This window comes from Methylobacterium sp. UNC378MF, assembly GCF_900103195.1.
GTDB lineage: Bacteria > Pseudomonadota > Alphaproteobacteria > Rhizobiales > Beijerinckiaceae > Methylobacterium.
Map to the genome: position 1 here is coordinate 1 of NZ_FMWU01000026.1, position 17339 is coordinate 17339.

At 68.2% G+C, this 17339-nt stretch carries 14 protein-coding genes; 7 read left to right on the forward strand and 7 right to left on the reverse strand.

Annotation, left to right across the window (positions count from 1 at the left end; all coding sequences use genetic code 11):
• On the reverse strand, window positions 1–647 hold a 647-nt coding region (locus tag BLT59_RS23545), incomplete at its 3' end, for a response regulator transcription factor CtrA (protein WP_091786592.1).
• 419 nt (window positions 648–1066) lie between these two features.
• On the opposite strand from BLT59_RS23545, the gene fliI reads away from it, so the two are divergent.
• The 3 genes from fliI to BLT59_RS23560 all read left to right on the forward strand — a co-directional run bounded on the left by fliI (window position 1067) and on the right by BLT59_RS23560 (window position 4187).
• The gene (gene fliI / locus BLT59_RS23550; RefSeq protein WP_091786409.1) at window positions 1067–2419 is read left to right on the forward strand and encodes a flagellar protein export ATPase FliI; all 1353 of its coding nucleotides are present in this window, start codon (window positions 1067–1069) and stop codon (window positions 2417–2419) included.
• A gap of 149 nt (window positions 2420–2568) precedes the next feature.
• Window positions 2569–2976, forward strand: coding sequence for a flagellar export protein FliJ (gene fliJ, locus BLT59_RS23555; protein WP_091786594.1), 408 nt, complete (start codon window positions 2569–2571; stop codon window positions 2974–2976).
• A 143-nt stretch (window positions 2977–3119) separates the two neighbouring features.
• A complete protein-coding gene (locus BLT59_RS23560) occupies window positions 3120–4187 on the forward strand; it encodes a lysylphosphatidylglycerol synthase domain-containing protein (RefSeq protein WP_091786412.1) in 1068 nt (355 codons plus the stop codon).
• Between the two features lie 211 nt (window positions 4188–4398).
• Here the strand turns inward: BLT59_RS23560 and flhA are convergent, their stop codons facing one another.
• Window positions 4399–6546: a flagellar biosynthesis protein FlhA gene (flhA, locus tag BLT59_RS23565; protein WP_091786415.1), complete on the reverse strand. Its 2148-nt coding sequence runs from the start codon at window positions 6544–6546 to the stop codon at window positions 4399–4401.
• Window positions 6547–6782: 236 nt separating this feature from the next.
• Here flhA and BLT59_RS23570 point away from each other — a divergent pair, with 236 nt between their 5' ends.
• Window positions 6783–7379 (forward strand): hypothetical protein, encoded by a 597-nt coding sequence (locus BLT59_RS23570; RefSeq protein WP_091786418.1) that lies wholly within the window; start codon window positions 6783–6785, stop codon window positions 7377–7379.
• Window positions 7380–7424: 45 nt separating this feature from the next.
• Here BLT59_RS23570 and BLT59_RS23575 read toward each other — a convergent pair whose 3' ends face one another.
• Together BLT59_RS23575 and BLT59_RS23580 are read right to left on the reverse strand one after the other, a co-directional pair.
• The gene (locus BLT59_RS23575) at window positions 7425–8666 is read right to left on the reverse strand and encodes a KpsE/RkpR family capsule polysaccharide export protein (protein WP_091786421.1); all 1242 of its coding nucleotides are present in this window, start codon (window positions 8664–8666) and stop codon (window positions 7425–7427) included.
• Between the two features lie 139 nt (window positions 8667–8805).
• Entirely contained in the window at window positions 8806–9459 is a 654-nt protein-coding gene (locus tag BLT59_RS23580) for an ABC transporter ATP-binding protein (RefSeq protein WP_091786424.1), read from the reverse strand.
• Window positions 9460–9855: 396 nt separating this feature from the next.
• Here BLT59_RS23580 and BLT59_RS23585 point away from each other — a divergent pair, with 396 nt between their 5' ends.
• From BLT59_RS23585 to BLT59_RS23595, 3 genes are all read left to right on the forward strand, one after another.
• Window positions 9856–10329, forward strand: a complete 474-nt coding sequence (locus BLT59_RS23585) for a PAS domain-containing protein (RefSeq protein ID WP_091786427.1) — start codon at window positions 9856–9858, stop codon at window positions 10327–10329.
• A 55-nt stretch (window positions 10330–10384) separates the two neighbouring features.
• On the forward strand, window positions 10385–11635 hold the full coding sequence (gene frc, locus BLT59_RS23590) for a formyl-CoA transferase (RefSeq protein ID WP_091786431.1): 1251 nt from the start codon (window positions 10385–10387) through the stop codon (window positions 11633–11635).
• 83 nt (window positions 11636–11718) lie between these two features.
• A complete protein-coding gene (locus BLT59_RS23595) occupies window positions 11719–12897 on the forward strand; it encodes an HPP family protein (RefSeq protein WP_091786435.1) in 1179 nt (392 codons plus the stop codon).
• Between the two features lie 3 nt (window positions 12898–12900).
• On the opposite strand, the gene BLT59_RS23600 is transcribed toward BLT59_RS23595, so the two are convergent.
• The 3 genes from BLT59_RS23600 to oxlT form a co-directional block, all read right to left on the reverse strand.
• A complete protein-coding gene (locus tag BLT59_RS23600) occupies window positions 12901–13596 on the reverse strand; it encodes an alpha/beta hydrolase (protein ID WP_091786438.1) in 696 nt (231 codons plus the stop codon).
• A gap of 331 nt (window positions 13597–13927) precedes the next feature.
• Window positions 13928–15673 carry an oxalyl-CoA decarboxylase gene (oxc, locus tag BLT59_RS23605; protein ID WP_091786442.1) on the reverse strand — a complete coding sequence of 582 codons (1746 nt, stop codon included), beginning with the start codon at window positions 15671–15673 and terminating at the stop codon, window positions 13928–13930.
• A gap of 251 nt (window positions 15674–15924) precedes the next feature.
• Window positions 15925–17211, reverse strand: a complete 1287-nt coding sequence (gene oxlT / locus BLT59_RS23610) for an oxalate/formate MFS antiporter (protein WP_091786445.1) — start codon at window positions 17209–17211, stop codon at window positions 15925–15927.
• Window positions 17212–17339: the final 128 nt, after the last annotated feature.

The window sequence follows — 17339 nt, forward strand, 5'->3', positions numbered from 1 at the left end:
CCCCAGACGGTCTCGATGTAGTTCTTGCCCTGGCTGGCGTTGGCGAGCTTCTTGCGCAGCTTGCAGATGAACACGTCGATGATCTTCAGCTCCGGCTCGTCCATGCCGCCGTAGAGATGGTTGAGGAACATCTCCTTGGTGAGGGTGGTGCCCTTCCGCAGCGAGAGGAGTTCCAGCATCTGGTACTCCTTACCGGTGAGGTGGACCCGGGCGCCGCCGACCTCGACGGTCTTCTGGTCGAGGTTCACGATCAGGTCGCCGGTGGTGATCACCGACTGAGCGTGGCCCTTCGAGCGGCGCACGATGGCGTGGATGCGCGCCACCAGCTCGTCCTTGTGGAACGGCTTGGTCAGGTAGTCGTCGGCCCCGAAGCCGAGGCCCTTCACCTTGTCCTCGATGCCGGCCATGCCGGACAGGATCAGGATCGGCGTCTTCACCTTGGCCACGCGGAGCGAGCGGAGCACCTCGTAGCCCGACATGTCGGGCAGGTTCAGATCGAGGAGGATGATGTCGTAGTCGTAGAGCTTGCCGAGATCGACACCCTCTTCCCCGAGATCGGTGGTGTAGGTGTTGAAGTTCTCGGACTTGAGCATCAGCTCGATGCTCTGCGCGGTCGCGCTATCGTCCTCGATCAAAAGTACCCGCATCGTCGGTCCCCAGCCCCGCCGGCCGCATCAGCGCGCAGACACGTCCCAGCCTTCGCCCGCCACCGGCCTGTGGACGGGCGCTCCGTCGCTCTTGACGTGGAACGCTATGGATTAATCGTTAACAAAACCTGATTCCTGCCCGCAAGCGTCTCGTTCGAAGTTCCGCGAGCTTGACAGGAGAAACCGCGTTCCTCCGGCCCCGCCCTCGGCCCCGATTCCGATCCGCCTCCGTCCAGGCCGCTCGCCCCCTTCGGCGTAAGTACTTCCTCCGTAACGATCCGATCCCCGATGTTGTCCGTGGGACACACCGGTACGACTTCGTCAGGCGCGGCCGTGGCCGCTACCCGGATCGAGCCGCTACGAGCCCGTGACCGGCAGTGTTAAGGAGGCCGGTAAACGAAGCGTTGAGAGCCAGGCCGATGACACAGGATCCGGCAAGATCCGTTGCTTCCCTCGCCGCGGCGCGGGCCGCCCTGGAGCGGATCGAGGTGCTGGAGACCTTCGGCCGGGTCGTGGCGATCCGCGGCCTCCTGGTCGAGGTCGCGGGGCCCGTGGCGGCGATGCGGCTCGGGGGGCGGGTCGATGTCGAGGGCGCCAACGGCCACGGCCTGGTCCCCTGCGAGGTCATCGGCTTCCAGGGCGACCGGGCGCTGGCCATGCCGTTCGGCTCGCTCGAGGGCGTGCGGCGCGGCTGTCCCGCCTATGTGCGCGACGAATCGGCCGGCGCGATCCGCCCCTCCAACGCCTGGCTCGGCCGGGTGATCGACGCGCTGGGGCGACCGGTCGATGGACTCGGCGCGCTGCCGCAGGGCGGCGACGTCTATTCCCTGCGCGCGGACCCGCCACCCGCCCATGCGCGCACGCGGGTCGGCGGCCCGCTGGATCTCGGCATCCGGTGCATCAATACCTTCCTGACGATGTGCGCCGGCCAGCGCATGGGCATCTTCGCCGGATCCGGGGTCGGCAAGTCGGTCCTGCTATCGATGCTGGCCCGCTACACCGCCGCCGACGTGGCGGTCATCGGTCTCGTGGGCGAGCGCGGCCGCGAGGTGCAGGAATTCCTCCAGGACGATCTCGGCGCTGCCGGCCTGGCGCGCTCGGTCGTGGTGGTGGCGACCTCCGACGAGCCGGCCCTGATGCGCCGGAACGCGGCCTACGTGACCCTGTCGGTCGCCGAGTATTTCCGCGATCAGGGCGCCAAGGTCCTGTGCATGATCGACTCGATCACGCGCTTCGCCATGGCCCAGCGCGACATCGGCCTCGCCGCCGGCGAACCGCCGACCGCCAAGGGCTACACGCCGACGGTGTTCTCGGAGCTGCCGCGCCTGCTCGAACGGGCCGGTCCCGGCGTGGGGCAGGGGACGATCTCGGCCCTGTTCACCGTTCTGGTCGAGGGCGACGACCACAACGAGCCCGTGGCCGACGCGGTGCGGGGCATCCTCGACGGCCACATCGTCATGGAGCGCGCCATCGCGGAGCGCGGGCGCTACCCGGCGATCAACGTGCTTCGTTCGGTCTCCCGGACCATGCCGCGCTCCTGCGACCCGGCCTATCTGCCGGTCGTGCGGCGCGCGCGGCGGGTGTTGTCGACCTACGCCGACATGGAGGAGCTGATCCGCCTCGGCGCCTACCGGGCCGGCTCCTCCCAGGAGGTGGACGAGGCGGTGGCGCTCATGCCCCATCTTGAGGCTTTTCTGGGGCAGAGTAAGGAAGAAGCAACGTCCATCGGCGATGGTTACGCACGGCTCTCCGAGATCATCGGCGGGGCGTGAGCACCATGCGTCGCGGCGGTAACGCTTCGGCGATCCCCATGGTGCATAGGGGGATCCGGGCGGGTCTGCCGTCGGCAGGCTCGCGCATAGGCTCGGTCCGGGCATGATCCCGGACGCGGCCTCGAGCGTTGCGTGGAGTGAGCGTCCTGATGAAATCGCGTGACACGCTGATCCGCCTGCGCCGCTTCCAGGTCGATGAGAAGCGCCGGCGCGTGACCCAGATCGAGATGATGATGGCCGATTTCCAGCGCATGGCGGTGGAACTCGATCGCGAGGTCGCCGTCGAGGAGGCGCGGGCCGGCATCACCGACGTCGGTCACTTCGCCTATCCGACCTATGCCCGGGCGGCGGCGACCCGCCGGGACAACATGATCCAGTCCGCCCAGGCCCTCGAAGGTCAGCTCGCCGAGGCGAAAGCCGAGCTCGGCGAGGCGTTCGAGGAACTCAAGAAGGTCGAGATCCTGAACGATCGCGAGCGCTCCGCCGAGCGGGCGGCCGAATCGGCTCGGGATCAGGCCGCCATGGACGGGATCGGCCTGAACCGCGCCCGGGGCTGAAGCAAACCGCCGGACCTGCCGTCAGGTACGCGCGGCACGAAACCGTCACGATCACCTGACAAGGGAAATCGCGGCGGTGCGATGCCGCTTGCAGCGCGTCGCGTGCCGGCGCATCAGGGGCTCTCCCCAGGGCGTCGGTGTTCATGAAGAAGATCAGCGAGTTCATCTGGCCCATGATCGGCCTCGCGGCCGTCGTGGTATCGGGCTACTTCCTCTACCAGGAACTGAAGACGACCTCGCTTTCGGCGATCTGGGCCGCGATCCTGGCAATCCCGCCGCATCGGATCCTGCTGGCGGCGCTCTCGACCCTGGTCGCCTATGCGGCGCTCGCCTGGTACGACCGGATCGCCCTGCTGCATCTGGGCGTCCGCCACATCTCTTGGCTGTTCGTCTCGCTCTGCTCCTTCACGACCTACGCCCTCTCGCACAATATCGGCGCCTCGGTCTTCTCCGGTGCCCTGGTCCGCTATCGGGCCTACACGGCCAAGGGCCTGACGGCGGCTCAGGTCGCCGTGCTGGTGGCTCTCTGTTCCTTCACGTTCTTCCTCGGCACCATCCTGCTCGGCGGCTTCACGCTGGTGGTCGATCCGACTCTGCTGACGCGGCTCGAGGGCAGGCTGCCGGGCTTCCTCACGGATCCAAAGACGGCGCTGACCGTCGGCATCTGCATGCTGGGCTTCGTCGGCCTGTACGTGATCGGCTCGATCCTGCACCTGCGCCCGCTGCACATCCGGTCGTTCAAGCTCGAATACCCCCGACCCGGCATCATGGGGCGCCAGCTGCTGGCGGCGCCGCTGGAGCTTCTGGGTGCTGCGGGCATCATCTACTTCGCCCTGCCGGAGGCGATGAATCCCGGCTTCATTCCGGTCCTGGCGATCTTCCTGGCCTCGTTCTCGGTGGCGCTGGCCTCGCACGCGCCGGGTGGCCTCGGCGTCTTCGAGATCGTGTTCATCACCGCGATGCACATCACCGACGAGGCGCAGAAGGACGCGATCATCGCGGCGGTGATCATCTTCCGGATCTTCTATTTCTGGCTCCCGGCGCTGATCTCGGTGATCGTGGTGATCGCCTTCGAGCGCTCTAGGCTGGCCGCGGCGATCGGCTCGGCGGCCCACGGCGCCAAGCCCGGCCCGGTGCCGGAGCCGCCGGTCATCGTTCCCGGCCTCGACGCCCACGAGATGGAACGCGAGCTCAAACAGAAGGCGATCTGACGCGTCGCGACCCCGTCTCGGCGGGCGGCGCGAAGCAATCCGGTCCGCGCCCGGGCTTCCGATGGCACGCTGCCCGGCGGTCATTGCGATGCGCCCGGGCCGACGGCCGGACGCCTGCCGTTCGGTCCGGTGGCCTGAGCGGCGCAGCCCGGCGCGCCTGATTCACAGGATGAGCCGGGACCGGCGCGGGCGTCGCGATTCCTGTCAGCCCTCAGATCGAATTCACCGTCCGGAGCCGCGCGCGCGGGTGGATCTCGGCCTGACTCATCACCGGCGTTTCGCGGCGGAAGCGCTCGATGATCGAGCGCACGAAGGGCCGCGTCTGAGCGGAGGTCACGAGCACGGGCATCTCGCCCTGGCGCGCCGCCGTCTCAAAGCGGTCACGCACCGCCGTGACGAATTCACTGAGCTTCGAGGGCTGCATCGCGAGGTAGCGCTCGTCCCGCTCGCCCACGATCGATTCCATGAAAGCCTGCTCCCAGGCCGGCGACAGGGTGATGATCGGCAGCATGCCGTTCTGGTCCTGATACTGCGCGCAGATCTGCCGCCCCAGGCGGGCGCGGACGTGCTCGACCACGTCGCGGGGGTTCTTCACCCCGCCCGCCACTTCGGCGATCGCCTCCACGATCGCCCCGAGATCGCGGATCGAGACCCGCTCGGCGAGCAGGAACTGCAGGACCCGCTGGATACCGGTGGTGGAGATCTGCGAGGGCACGATCTCCTTGAGCAGGTCGCCGTGCTCCTTGGGCAGCTCGCGCAGCAGCTTCGAGACCTCGACATGGTTGAGCAGTTCGGAGACGTGGGCCTTGATGATCTCGGTGAGGTGCGTCGACACGACTGTGGCGGCATCCACCACCGTGTAGCCCTTGAGCTGGGCTTGGTCGCGCAGGGCGGCGTCGATCCACGTTGCCGGCAGGCCGAAGGTCGGCTCCAGCATGTGCTGGCCGGGCAGCTGGACCTGACCGCCCATCGGGTCCATCGCCATGAATTGGCCCGGAAAGATCCGTCCGGTTCCGGCCTCGATCTCCTTCACCCGCACCACATAGGCGTTGGCGTCGAGCTGGACGTTGTCGAGGATGCGCACCGACGGCATCACGAAGCCCAGTTCGGCGGCGAGCTGGCGGCGCAGAGCCTTGATCTGATCGGTGAGCCGATCCTGGCCCTCACCATTGACCAGGGCCAGGAGCGCGTAGCCCATTTCGAGCTTCAAGTCGTCGAGCTTGAGAAGGTCGGTGACCGTCTCCTCCTTGGCGACGCTCGCCGCAGCCACCGCGGCCGCATCCATCGGGACGCCCTGGGCGTCGAGGGGCGGCGCCAGCTTGGCGGTCCTGTTGATGCGCCACGCCGCGTAGCCGGCGCCGCCGCCCAGCAGCACGAAGGGCAGCATCGGCATGCCGGGCAGGAGCGCGATCAGCAGCATCACCGCCGCCGACATGCCCAGCGCCTTGGGATAATGCGCGAGCTGCTTGCCGAGCGCCTTGTCGGCGGCGCCGCGGACGCCGGCCTTGGAGACCAGCAGGCCCGCCGCCGTCGAGACGATCAGCGCCGGAACCTGGCTCGCGAGACCGTCGCCGATGGTCAGCAGGGTGTAGCTCTTGGCGGCCTCGCCGAAGCTCAAGCCCTGCTGGGCCACCCCGATGATGATGCCGCCGACCACGTTGATGAAGGTGATCAACAGGGCCGCCACCGCGTCGCCGCGGACGAATTTCGAGGCGCCGTCCATGGCGCCGAAGAAGGAGGATTCCTCCTCGAGCGCGGCGCGCCGGGCCTTCGCGGCTTTCTCGTCGATCAGGCCGGCCGAGAGATCGGCGTCGATGGCCATCTGCTTGCCCGGCATCGCGTCGAGGGTGAAGCGGGCCGCGACCTCGGCGATGCGGCCCGAACCCTTCGTGATCACGACGAAATTCACGATGATCAGGATCGCGAATACGATGATCCCGATCACGAAATTGCCGCCCATCACGAAGTGGCCGAAGGCCTCGATGACGTGGCCGGCCGCAGCCGTCCCCTCGTGGCCATGCCCGAGGATCAGACGGGTCGAGGCGAGGTTGAGGGCGAGCCGCAGCATCGTGGCGATGAGCAGCAGCGTCGGGAAGACGGTGAATTCGAGCGGATTGTCGATCGACAGGCCGGTCATCATGATCAGCACCGACATGATGATCGAGACGGCCAGAAGCAGGTCGAGCAGGATCGCCGGCAGCGGAAAGATGAGGACCGCCAGAATCCCCAGAACGCCGGTGGCGAACAGCAGATCCGACCGCTTCGACAGCGCGTGGAGATCGCCGCGCGTCGGCAGCGTCAGCTGGCTGAGGACCGCTGCCGCCCCCGTCTGTGCCGGCGCGCTCGCCGTCTCTGCCATCGATCCCACCCGCTGCCGTTCGCCCGGGACGTGCCTGGGACGTACCCGGCAAGATCTGCCGGGTGGATGGTTAGCGTAGCGTTAAGATGGGCTTGGCGACGTCGGGAACCCGCGCCGCCGCGACCGCTTGACCGGACGGCAGGTGCGCCGATCCGGGCCCCGACCGCGCCCGGTGCCGGGCCGTCCGCGACGGCGCCATAGAACCGGGCTCCGGCCCACGATTCCGGGAGACGTCGATGGCTGTGCGCGTCCTGACCGCCCTGTTCGAGGATTATGAAGCCGCCGCAGGCGCGGTGGACCGGCTGGAGGCCGCCGGGATTCCCCATTCCGAGATCAGCATCATCTCGAACCGCCCCGATGCCGCGGCTCCGCCGCCGCCGCCCGGCGCTGCGGTCACCCGACCGTCGGACCCGACGGATGGCGCCGGTACCGGGGCCACCGTAGGCACGGTGCTGGGCGGCGGCGCCGGGTTGCTCGCCGGCCTCGGTCTCCTGGCCATTCCGGGGCTCGGCCCGGTGGTGGCGGCGGGCTGGCTCGTGGCGGCCGTGACCGGGGCCGGTGTCGGAGCCGCGGCCGGAGGCCTGATCGGCGGCCTGACGGCGGCAGGTCTCAGTGCCGACGAGGCCGAGACCTATGCCGAGGGCGTGCGACGGGGCGGGACCCTCGTGACGGTGCGGGCCGACGAGTCCCGGGCCGACGGCGTACTGGCCATCCTGGACCATGCGGGATCGATCGACATCGACGAGCGCGCCGAGGGCTGGCGGGCGCAAGGCTGGACCGGCGGTACGATCGGCCCGGCGGCGGGCGGCCCGGGCCGCGGTTCCGGCCTCTGACACGGGACTGCCCCATCATAATGGGGCAGCCGCGCGTGACGGGTGTCAGCTCATCATCTTCCGGGCGAACATCGCGGCTCCGAACAGGAGGCCTGCGCCCGCGGTGATCAGGCCGATCATCAGGAGCCGCCGCGGCTCGGTGGAGGATTCCGCCTTTACGGGCTCGACGATCGGGCTGAAGAACTCGATCTGCCGGGCCGCGATGATCCGGGCCCGCTCGTGGGCGGTCAGAACCTGCTGGTAATACTTCTCGGCATTCTTCCGATCGTTCTCCAGGATCTCGAACCGCGTCAGCGCATCCGAGAGCCGGCGCTTCTGGTCCGGATCCTGGCTGGCGGATTGCCGCTCGATCTGGGCGATGTTCTCGTCGATATCCTTGAGCTGCTGTTTGATATCGACGATCCGGCGCGCATCGGGGCCGAGGTCGCGCTGCCCGATCGCGAGCTGGAGCGCGAGGTTGATGCGCGAGGCCCGCATTTCAGCGATCATCTTGACGTTGATGTCGTTCGTCTTCTGCGCGTCGAGCACGCCTTCGCGGTTGCGCAGATCGCGCGTCGCGAGGCGGATCTTGGTCATGCGCTCCTGGGCGAGCTGGAGTTCGCGCGTGCTCTCGGCGACGGCATCCTCGCGCGACTTGATGCTGAGGTCGTTCACCTTGCGCTCGGCCTCCTTCATGATGGCCTTGGCGATGGCGAGGGATTCTTCCGGGTCGAAGGCCTCGACCTCGACCGACATGATGCCGGAGCCGGCCTCGACCTCGACGCCCACGCGGCGCTTCCAGTAGCGCAGGAACTTCTCGATCGGCTTCTCGGGGTCGAACCGCGAGAAATAATCGACCGAATCCTTGCTGAACCACGCGCGCAGCGGCAGCTGCGCCTCGAGGATCTCGATCATCGGCCGGCTCAGGATGAACTCGCGCGTGATCAGCGTGTCCTGCGCCACCATCTGATTCGCCATGCCGGAGTTGGTCCCGCCGGTCTCCGAGGAGCCCTTGTCGGAGGCTCCGAGAGCCGGGCGGATCGCGAACCGCGCCTCGGTGACGTAGCGGTCCGAGGCGATCAGGCCGTAATAGGCCGCCCCGGCCAGCGTCGGCAGCAAGAAGCAGATCACGAACAGGATCGGGATCCAGGGATCGTTCTTTACGTCGGCCTGATAGGACCGGATGCCCTTCTTGCGGTCAGCGAAGCGCGACATGCGCGCGATCTGCCGCAGCGACTCGCTGATCGCCTGCTGGCGGTCGGCGGGCGTGACCGGCTGCCCCTCGGCCTTCCGGATCTCCATGTTCATGGCCTGATTCCCGGCTTCACCGGCTCCGAAGATCGATCCGTCACCGGGATCTCGACCGCGCCGCGCGGCGCGCGCCGATCGCCTCTCGCATGCCGAGGCGGCAAAAGCATGTCGTCTGGGACTGGTCGGCGCCGCACGCCTAGGCGTTGAGGCGTCGATAGACCTCGATGGCGTCGTTCACGTCCTCGTAGATGATCGCGCGGCCATTGAGCAGGACCAGTCCCTGCGTGCACCACTGCCGGATCGTCTCCATGGAGTGCGAAACCATGATGATGTCCGCGTTCTTGCGACGCTGCGAGAAGACCTCGTCGCAGCGCTTGGAGAACCGGGCGTCGCCCACGGAGGTGATCTCGTCGATCAGGTAGCAATCGAACGGGATCGCCATGCTCATGCCGAAGGCGAGCCGTGCGCCCATGCCAGACGAGTACGTGTAGATCGGTACGTCGAGGTAGCTTCCCAGCTCCGAAAAATCCTCGACGAAGTCGAGCACCCGGCGCGGGTCCTCTCCGTAGATGCGCGCCACGAACGTGACGTTGTCACGCCCGGTCATCTTGGGATGGAAGCCGCCGGCGAAGCCGAGGGGCCAGGAGACCCGGAGACCGCGATGGATCTTGCCCCGCGTCGCGTCCTCGGTCCCGGCGATGAGTCGCATCGTGGTCGACTTGCCGGCGCCGTTGATGCCGAGAATGCCGTAGGAAACGCCCGGCTTCAGGGTGAACGAAACCTGCTCCAGGATGGTCCGCCGGTGACCTTCCGTGCGGTAAACCTTGCTGACTTTCTCGAAACGGATCACCGAAATGGTCTCCAGGGCGGTTCGCCGAACCGCCGGTCCGAGGTGCCTGAGGAACGACCTCCTGCTCGTGGAAAGCGGCAAATCTGAGAAGGAGATGAGCCGCGTCTCGGGCTGAGGCGCACGGTTCGGACGGACGTGTCGCGAGCCTAGCGCGCGGGAGGATCGCCGCGCGCCGACTTGAAGAAAAGTTCCACCTGTCACCCCGTCTGTTGACGGCATTTCCCATTTGGCATACCAAATACCAACCGTTGTGGCCGGTACCGGCGCTCCGGGGATGCCAGACCGGAATTTTACCGCCGCTCCTGCGAGCGACGTTCAGGAAGGGCCGCTGCACATGAGAAGGCTTCTGAGTGCTGCGGCGCGAACCATGACGGCGCCGCTGGCCGGGTGCCGTCGATGACCGCCACCGGGCCGACCCAGGCCGCGCCCGGTCAATTCGATCTCTCTGGGCTGGCCGAGGCCATCGGGGACGCCGTGGTCGTGTCCGATCCGGACGGCGCCATCACGGTCTGGAACCCGGCCGCCCAGCGCATCTTCGGCTTCACCGCCGCCGAGGCGCTGGGACAGACCCTCGATCTCATCACGCCCGAGCGGCACCGGCGCCGTCATTGGGACGGCTACGCGAAGACCATGCGCACCGGCGTTACCCGCTACGGGGCGGAGACCCTGAGGGTGCCGGCGCTCCACAAGGACGGCCATCAGCTCTCCATCGCCTTCACGGTGGGGATGGTGCGGGACGCCTCCGGCGACGTGACCGGGATTGTCGCGGTGATCCGCGACGAGACTGAGCGCTGGGCCGAGGAGAAGCGCCTGCGTCAACGCGTGACCGACCTCGAAACCTCCTCGGATCCGAGCCGCCGGGCGCCTTGAGCCCGTCGGACGATCCGAAGGTCCCGATCACCCAACCGCACAGGGAGAACGCCACATGAGCAAGCCGCTGGAAGGCATCAAGATCATCGACTTCACGCACGTCCAGGCCGGCCCGGCCTGCACGCAGCTGCTCGCGTGGTTCGGCGCCGACGTGATCAAGGTTGAGCGCCCCGGCGCCGGCGACGTGACCCGGACCCAGCTGCGCCACGTCGAGGACGCGGACGCGCTTTATTTCACGATGCTGAACTCCAACAAGCGCTCGCTCACCCTCGACACCAAGACCCAGGCCGGCAAGGAAGTCCTCGAGAAGCTCATCCAGGACTCGGACGTCATGGTCGAGAATTTCGGTCCCGGCGCCCTCGACCGGATGGGCTTCTCCTGGGCGCGCATCCAGGAGCTGAACCCCGGCATGATCCTCGCCTCGGTGAAGGGTTTCTCGGACGGTCATCACTATGAGGACCTGAAGGTCTACGAGAACGTCGCCCAGTGCGCGGGCGGCGCCGCCTCGACCACCGGTTTCTGGGACGGGCCGCCCACCGTCAGCGCCGCCGCGCTCGGCGATTCCAACACCGGCATGCACCTCGCGATCGGCATCCTCACGGCGCTCCATCAGAAGAACAAGACCGGCAAGGGCCAGAAGGTCGCCGTGTCGATGCAGGACTCGGTGATCAACCTCTGCCGGGTGAAGCTCCGTGACCAGCAGCGCCTCGACGCCCTGGGCTACCTCGAGGAGTACCCGCAATACCCCCACGGCGAGTTCTCCGACGTGGTGCCGCGCGGCGGCAACGCGGGCGGCGGCGGCCAGCCGGGCTGGGTGCTGAAGTGCAAGGGCTGGGAGACCGACCCGAACGCCTACATCTACTTCACGATCCAGGGCCATGCCTGGGCGCCGATCTGCAAGGTTCTCGGTAGGGAAGAGTGGATCACCGATCCCGCCTACAACACCCCCCGCGCCCGGCAAGACAAGATCTTCGACATCTTCAAGACGATCGAGGAATGGCTGGCCGACAAGACCAAGTTCGAGGCGGTGGACATCCTGCGCACCTACGACATCCCCTGCGCGCCGGTGCTGTCGATGAAGGAGATCGCCGAGGACAAGTCTCTGCGCGAGAGCGGTACCGTCGTCGAGGTGGCGCACCCGAAGCTCGGCAAGTACCTGACCGTCGGAAGCCCGATCAAGTTCTCCGACATGAAGGTGGAGGTGAAGGCCTCGCCGCTGCTCGGTGAGCACACTGATGAGGTGCTCGCAGATCTGGGCTACACGCCGGAGCAGATCCGGGCGATGCACGAGGCCCGCGCGGTCTGATAGAGAGCGTGCGACCTCTGCTTTCCTGAGACAGGACGGCGCCCCGCCAGCGCCGTCCTTTTCATGTGCGAGCCCCAGAACCGATGCGCGTATTCCTCAGCCGTTTCCTGCCGGAGCTAACACCTGTCAGCAAGCGCGAGCGCCTGCGCTCCGCGGCCGGTGCCCTGGTGGGGATCCTGGCGACCGGTCTCGTCTGTCGCGCCTCTGTGGGCTCCGACGCACTCCCGGTGCTGATCGCCCCGATGGGGGCCTCGGCGGTGCTGCTCTTCGCCGTGCCGGCGAGCCCCCTGGCTCAGCCCTGGTCGATCCTCGGTGGCAACATCGTGGCGGCGATCGTGGGTATCACGGCGGCGTCCTGGGTCGCCGACCCGTTCGTGGCCGCGTCCTGCGCCATCGGGGTGGCGATCGCCCTGATGATGGCCCTGCGCTGCCTGCACCCGCCGAGCGGGGCCGTGGCGTTGACGGCGGTCCTCGGCGGGCCCGCGATCCGGGAACTCGGCTACGGCTTCGTGCTCTGGCCGGTCGCGGCCAATTCGCTCCTGCTGCTCGCCACCGCCCTGCTGTTCAACAACCTGACGGGGCGCGCCTACCCGCACCTCCGCCCGGCCGGGCCCCGGACGGCCGACCCGCCCTCCGGTGCTCGGGTAGGCTTCCGCGCCTCGGACCTCGACGCCGCGCTGGAGGATTTCGACCAGCTCCTCGACGTCGACCGGAGTGACCTGGAGCAGATTCTGCGGCGCGTGCAGATGCGCGTCTATGGCCGCCGCTCGGGACCGATCACCTGCGCGGCGATCATGTCCCGCGACGTGATCGCCGTAGCGCCGGACGCGCCGCTCGCCGAGGCCCTGCGGCTGCTGCGCCGCCACCGGATCAAGGCGCTTCCGGTGACCGACGAGCGCGCGCGCGTCCTCGGCATCGTCACGCAGACCGATCTCCTCGACAAGGCCGCCTGGGACCAGGCCGGGCCGCGCCTCGGCCTCGGCCGCCGCCTGCGCCTCACCGCCGAGCGGGGGCGCGCGCCTCACGGTTGCGCCGCCGACATCATGAGCGCGGTTGACCCGGTCGGTCCCAATACGCCCATCGCCGCGCTGGTGCCGCGCATGTCGGAGGCAGGGCTGCACCATCTGCCGGTTGTCGACGCCGACGGGCGTCTCGTCGGGATCGTCTCCCAGACGGACCTGATCCCGGCGCTCCTGTCCGAGGCTGACGCGCCCGAAACCCCGGCCCGCAGCCGCGCTCCCGCCCGGGCCGTCCTGGTCTGAGCCTCAGAGATCGCCGGACGGATCGGCCAGGAAGAACGCGACCGCCTGCGCCACCACGGCCGGCTGGTGGGCGTGCGGCCCGTCATACTCGACATAGGTAACCGGATAACCGGCCTCGCGCAGAGCCGGCACGTGGAGCCGGGCACTCCGGTCGATCGGGATCTGCTCATCCTGCGTGCCGTGCGACAGGAAGATCTTGGGCACGCCGACCTGCAGATGGACCGACAGGAATCCGGCCGACGAGACGATCAGATGGCTGGCCACGTCGCCGTTGGCGAGCCCCAGCGAGAGCGTGTAGCTCCCGCCGTCGGAATGGCCGGCGAAGCAGAGCCGCCCCGGATCGAGCAAGAACCGGTCCGCCACGTGAGCCAGCGCCGTCGCGACCCGCTCCCGGTCCGGCCCGTGGCCGGCGATGACGATATCCCAGGTCGGAAACAGCGATTGCGGGACGAGGAGCAGGAAGCGCTCGTCGCGGGCGTGGCCCTCCAGCATCGGCAGGATGCGCGCGGCGCTGCCGCCGCCGCCGTGAAACAGCACCACGAGCGGGCAGGGGCGGTGCGGATCGAGTCCCTCGGGGACCACCAGCACCGCGTCGCGCTCGGCAAAGAGGCCGAGGTCGTGCCGACCCGGCGGCAGCGGCTCGCGGCCGGGCAGCCGATGACGGAAATGCAGGCGGCCGGCGAGGTCGGGATCGATCATGGCGGGACCATCCTGGCTTGCTCTGTCACGTCGCGTCGTGAGCCGAAGAAGGCGCGCGGGCCTCGGAGGTGGTCAGCGGGCACAACGCTTCAGCCCCGCCGCGACGCCGTCAATGTCGATTGCTCGGCACATGCAGAGCGCGACCGGCCCCTTGTCTCGTGCGGGAGAGGAGACCCGCCCCGAGTCCGCAGAGGGCTGGCTGGGCCCGATATCGACCATGGAGGTCCGCGGATCGTGGGGGCGCATCACACTGCGTCCGCATCGAAACGGCCGGATCGCTGAGCGATCCGGCCGTCAAAGTATTCAGGTCAGGGGCCTTAGTCCGCCACGCTCACTTCTTCTTCTTGATGCCGCTCTGCGGGTTGAGGCTGCCGATGTTGCCGCTCTCGCTGCCGGCGGCCGGGTCAATGACGGCATTCACGAGCGCGGGGCGACCCGAATTCATCGCCTCGTTGACCGCCCGGGTCAGCTCGTCCGGCGTGGTCACATGGTAGCCGACGCCGCCGAAGGCCTCCATCATCCGGTCGTAGCGGGAATCCGGCACGAACACCGTCGTGGCCGGGTCGCGGCCGGTCGGATCGGTGTCGGTGCCGCGGTAGATACCGTTGTTGTTGAACACCACGATGCAGACCGGCAGCCCGTACCGGCAGATCGTCTCCACTTCCATGCCGGAGAAGCCGAAGGCGCTGTCGCCTTCCACACAGAGCACCGGCTTGCCGGTCTCGACCGCGGCCGCCACCGCGAAGCCCATCCCGATGCCCATGATGCCCCAGGTGCCGACATCCAGGCGCTTGCGCGGCTGGTACATGTCGATGATGCCGCGGGCGAGGTCGAGGGTGTTGGCGCCCTCGTTGACCAGGATCGCGTCCGGCCGCTCCTTGACGATGGTGCGCAGCGCGCCGAGCGCGGCGTGGAAGGTCATGGGCGAGGCGTTGCTCATGAGCTTCGGCGCCATCTTGGCGATGTTCGCCTCGCGCTTGGTCTTGAGCGTCTCGATCCAGTCGGACGGGGGCTGCTGCCAGCCCTTGCCCATGCCGTCGAGCAACGCCTGCACGCAGGAGGCGATGTCGCCGACCACCGGGGCCACGATCTCGACGTTCGAGTCCATCTCGCGCGGCTCGATGTCGATCTGGATGAACTTGGTCGAGCCCGGCTCGCCCCAGCTCTTGCCCTTGCCGTGCGACAGCAGCCAGTTCAGCCGGGCGCCGATCAGCAGCACCACGTCCGAGTCCTTCAGCGCCGTCGAGCGCGCCGCGCCGGCCGAGAGCGGGTGGGTGTCGGGCAGGAGGCCCTTGGCCATGCTCATCGGCACGTACGGAATGCCGCTGGTCTCGACGAGCGCGCGGATCGCCTCGTCGGCCTGAGCGTAGGCGGCGCCCTTGCCGAGCACGATCAGCGGCCGCTTGGCGGATTTCAGGACGTCCAGCGCCCGGGCGATCGCCTCGGGGGCCGGGCGCTGGGCCGGGGCCGGATCGATCACCTTCACGAGCGACTGACGGCCGGCCTCGGCATCCATCACCTGGGCGAACAGCTTGGCGGGCAGGTCGAGATAGACGCCGCCCGGCCGGCCCGAGCAGGCGGCGCGGATGGCGCGGGCGACGCCGATGCCGATATCGGCCGCGTGCAGCACCCGGAAGGCCGCCTTGCACAGGGGCTTGGCGATGGCGAGCTGGTCCATCTCCTCGTAGTCGCCCTGCTGCAGGTCGACGATCTCGCGCTCGGAGGAGCCCGAGATCAGGATCATCGGGAAGCAGTTGGTGGTGGCGTTGGCGAGCGCCGTGAGCCCGTTGAGGAAGCCCGGGGCCGACACGGTGAGGCAGATGCCCGGCTTCTGGGTCAGGAAGCCCGCGATCGCCGCGGCGTTGCCGGCATGCTGCTCGTGACGGAACGAGATCACCCGCATCCCCTCGGCCTGCGCCATGCGGCCGAGATCGGTGATCGGGATGCCCGGGACGCCGTAGATCGTCTCGATGCCGTTGAGCTTGAGCGCGTCGATGACGAGGTGGAAGCCGTCGGTCAGGTCCGGCTCTGCCTCGACCTCGGGTGTGGTGTGCACGATCTTGGCCAGGGCGGTCATGGCAGGGTCTCCGAAGGGTTGGTGTCGGTTGAGGTGGCGCTCGGCGCCGTCAGGCTCGAGGGATCTCCCATCCTCCGCCCTCATCCTGAGGTGCCCGCCTCGGCGGGCCTCGAAGGCGTTCTCCGGAGGCCTCTGCGATGTCCGGATCCCTCCTTCGAGGCCTCCGCTTCGCGTCGTCGCCGCAGGATGAGGGGGAGGAATGGGAGATCCGTGGGGTTGCGTGTCCTTCGCGTGGTCGTCGGTTCGGGCAGTCAGACCGCCCGGATCGGTTGTGTGGCCAGAGCCGCCGGGTGCTCAGCGGCGGCGAGATAGCGGGCCCGCATCGGGCGAAGCAGGAACATGGCCAGGGCCGCCGCCGTGACGTTGAGGACGATGATCAGCGTGAACACGGCCGACCAGCCGTAGGCGGTGGAGATCAGGCTGGCGAAGGGCACGAGGAAGGCCGCGGTTCCCTTGGCGGTGTAGAGCAGGCCGGCATTGCTGGCGGCGTATTTCGAGCCGAACGTGTCACCGCAGGTCGCCGGGAACAGCGAGTAGATCTCGCCGAACACCCCGAAATAGACCGCGGTTGCGAGCACGAAGACCATCGGATTGTGCCCGTAGGTCAGCAGCACGATCACCGCCAGAGCCGCCGTCGAGAAGGCGATGAACATCGTGTTCTCGCGGCCGATATGGTCGGAGACGAAGCCGAAGAACGGCCGCCCGAACCCGTCGAAGATGCGGTCCAGAGAGATCGCCAGCGTCAGCGCGGCCATCTGGAGGCCGAAGAGGCTCACCGGCACGCCGGCCACCTGGAAGTCGTGGGCGATCGGTGCGATCTGCGCCGCCGCCATCAGGCCGCCGGACGCGACCATCACGAACATGACGTACATGACCCAGAAGACGGGGGTGCGCACCGCCTCGCGGGGGCTGCGGTCGACCTTGGTCTGGGGCAGGCGGGTGCTCTTGCGCTGAATCGGCGTGCTCGTCGACGGCTTGCGCAGCAGGAAGGCGAGAGCCAGCACAACGGCGCCCTGGCCGATGCCGAAATACAGGAAGGCGTCCTGGTAGCCGCTGGAGGCGATCATCCGGGCGATCGGCACCACCGTGATGGCCGCGCCCGCGCCGAACCCGGCCGCCGTGGCGCCCGCGGCGAGACCGCGGCGATGCGGAAACCACTTCAGCGCGTTGCCCACGCAGGTGCCGTAGACGGAACCGGCGCCAATACCGGCGATCACGGCACCCAGATACAGCAGGAACAGGCTGTCGGCGTAGGCATCGATCGTCCAGGCCAGGGCGATCATCACGCCGCCGAAGGCCACCACGATCTTCGGGCCGTAGCGGTCGACGAACCATGCCTCGACCGGCACCAGCCAGGTTTCGGTGGCGACGAACAGCGTGAAGGCGAGCTGGATCGCCGCGCGACCCCAATGGTAGCGCTGGTCGATCGGGTCGACGAACAATGTCCACCCGTATTGAAGGTTGGCGATCATGGCCATGCAGATCACGCCGAAGGCGAGCTGCCACCATTTCGCCGCCGGCGAATCCTGGCGTTCCATCCCTGAGCCTCTCTCGTAGGCGGCGCGGCCTTACTGTGGCGGCGTCTCTCGTCCACCGATGATCATGCACATCCGTTCCAGGTATGCAATATACCAGGGTGAGACGGACGAGATGAACTGTCAGGTCG

Coding starts and splice junctions, on each gene's coding strand:
- BLT59_RS23600 (WP_091786438.1), bottom strand. CDS start 13,596: ATGATCGATCCCGACCTCGCCGGCCGCCTGCATTTCCGTCATCGGCTG.
- BLT59_RS23560 (WP_091786412.1), top strand. CDS start 3,120: ATGAAGAAGATCAGCGAGTTCATCTGGCCCATGATCGGCCTCGCGGCC.
- fliJ (WP_091786594.1), top strand. CDS start 2,569: ATGAAATCGCGTGACACGCTGATCCGCCTGCGCCGCTTCCAGGTCGAT.
- oxlT (WP_091786445.1), bottom strand. CDS start 17,211: ATGGAACGCCAGGATTCGCCGGCGGCGAAATGGTGGCAGCTCGCCTTC.
- BLT59_RS23585 (WP_091786427.1), top strand. CDS start 9,856: ATGACCGCCACCGGGCCGACCCAGGCCGCGCCCGGTCAATTCGATCTC.
- BLT59_RS23570 (WP_091786418.1), top strand. CDS start 6,783: ATGGCTGTGCGCGTCCTGACCGCCCTGTTCGAGGATTATGAAGCCGCC.
- fliI (WP_091786409.1), top strand. CDS start 1,067: ATGACACAGGATCCGGCAAGATCCGTTGCTTCCCTCGCCGCGGCGCGG.
- flhA (WP_091786415.1), bottom strand. CDS start 6,546: ATGGCAGAGACGGCGAGCGCGCCGGCACAGACGGGGGCGGCAGCGGTC.
- oxc (WP_091786442.1), bottom strand. CDS start 15,673: ATGACCGCCCTGGCCAAGATCGTGCACACCACACCCGAGGTCGAGGCA.
- BLT59_RS23575 (WP_091786421.1), bottom strand. CDS start 8,666: ATGAACATGGAGATCCGGAAGGCCGAGGGGCAGCCGGTCACGCCCGCC.
- BLT59_RS23595 (WP_091786435.1), top strand. CDS start 11,719: ATGCGCGTATTCCTCAGCCGTTTCCTGCCGGAGCTAACACCTGTCAGC.
- frc (WP_091786431.1), top strand. CDS start 10,385: ATGAGCAAGCCGCTGGAAGGCATCAAGATCATCGACTTCACGCACGTC.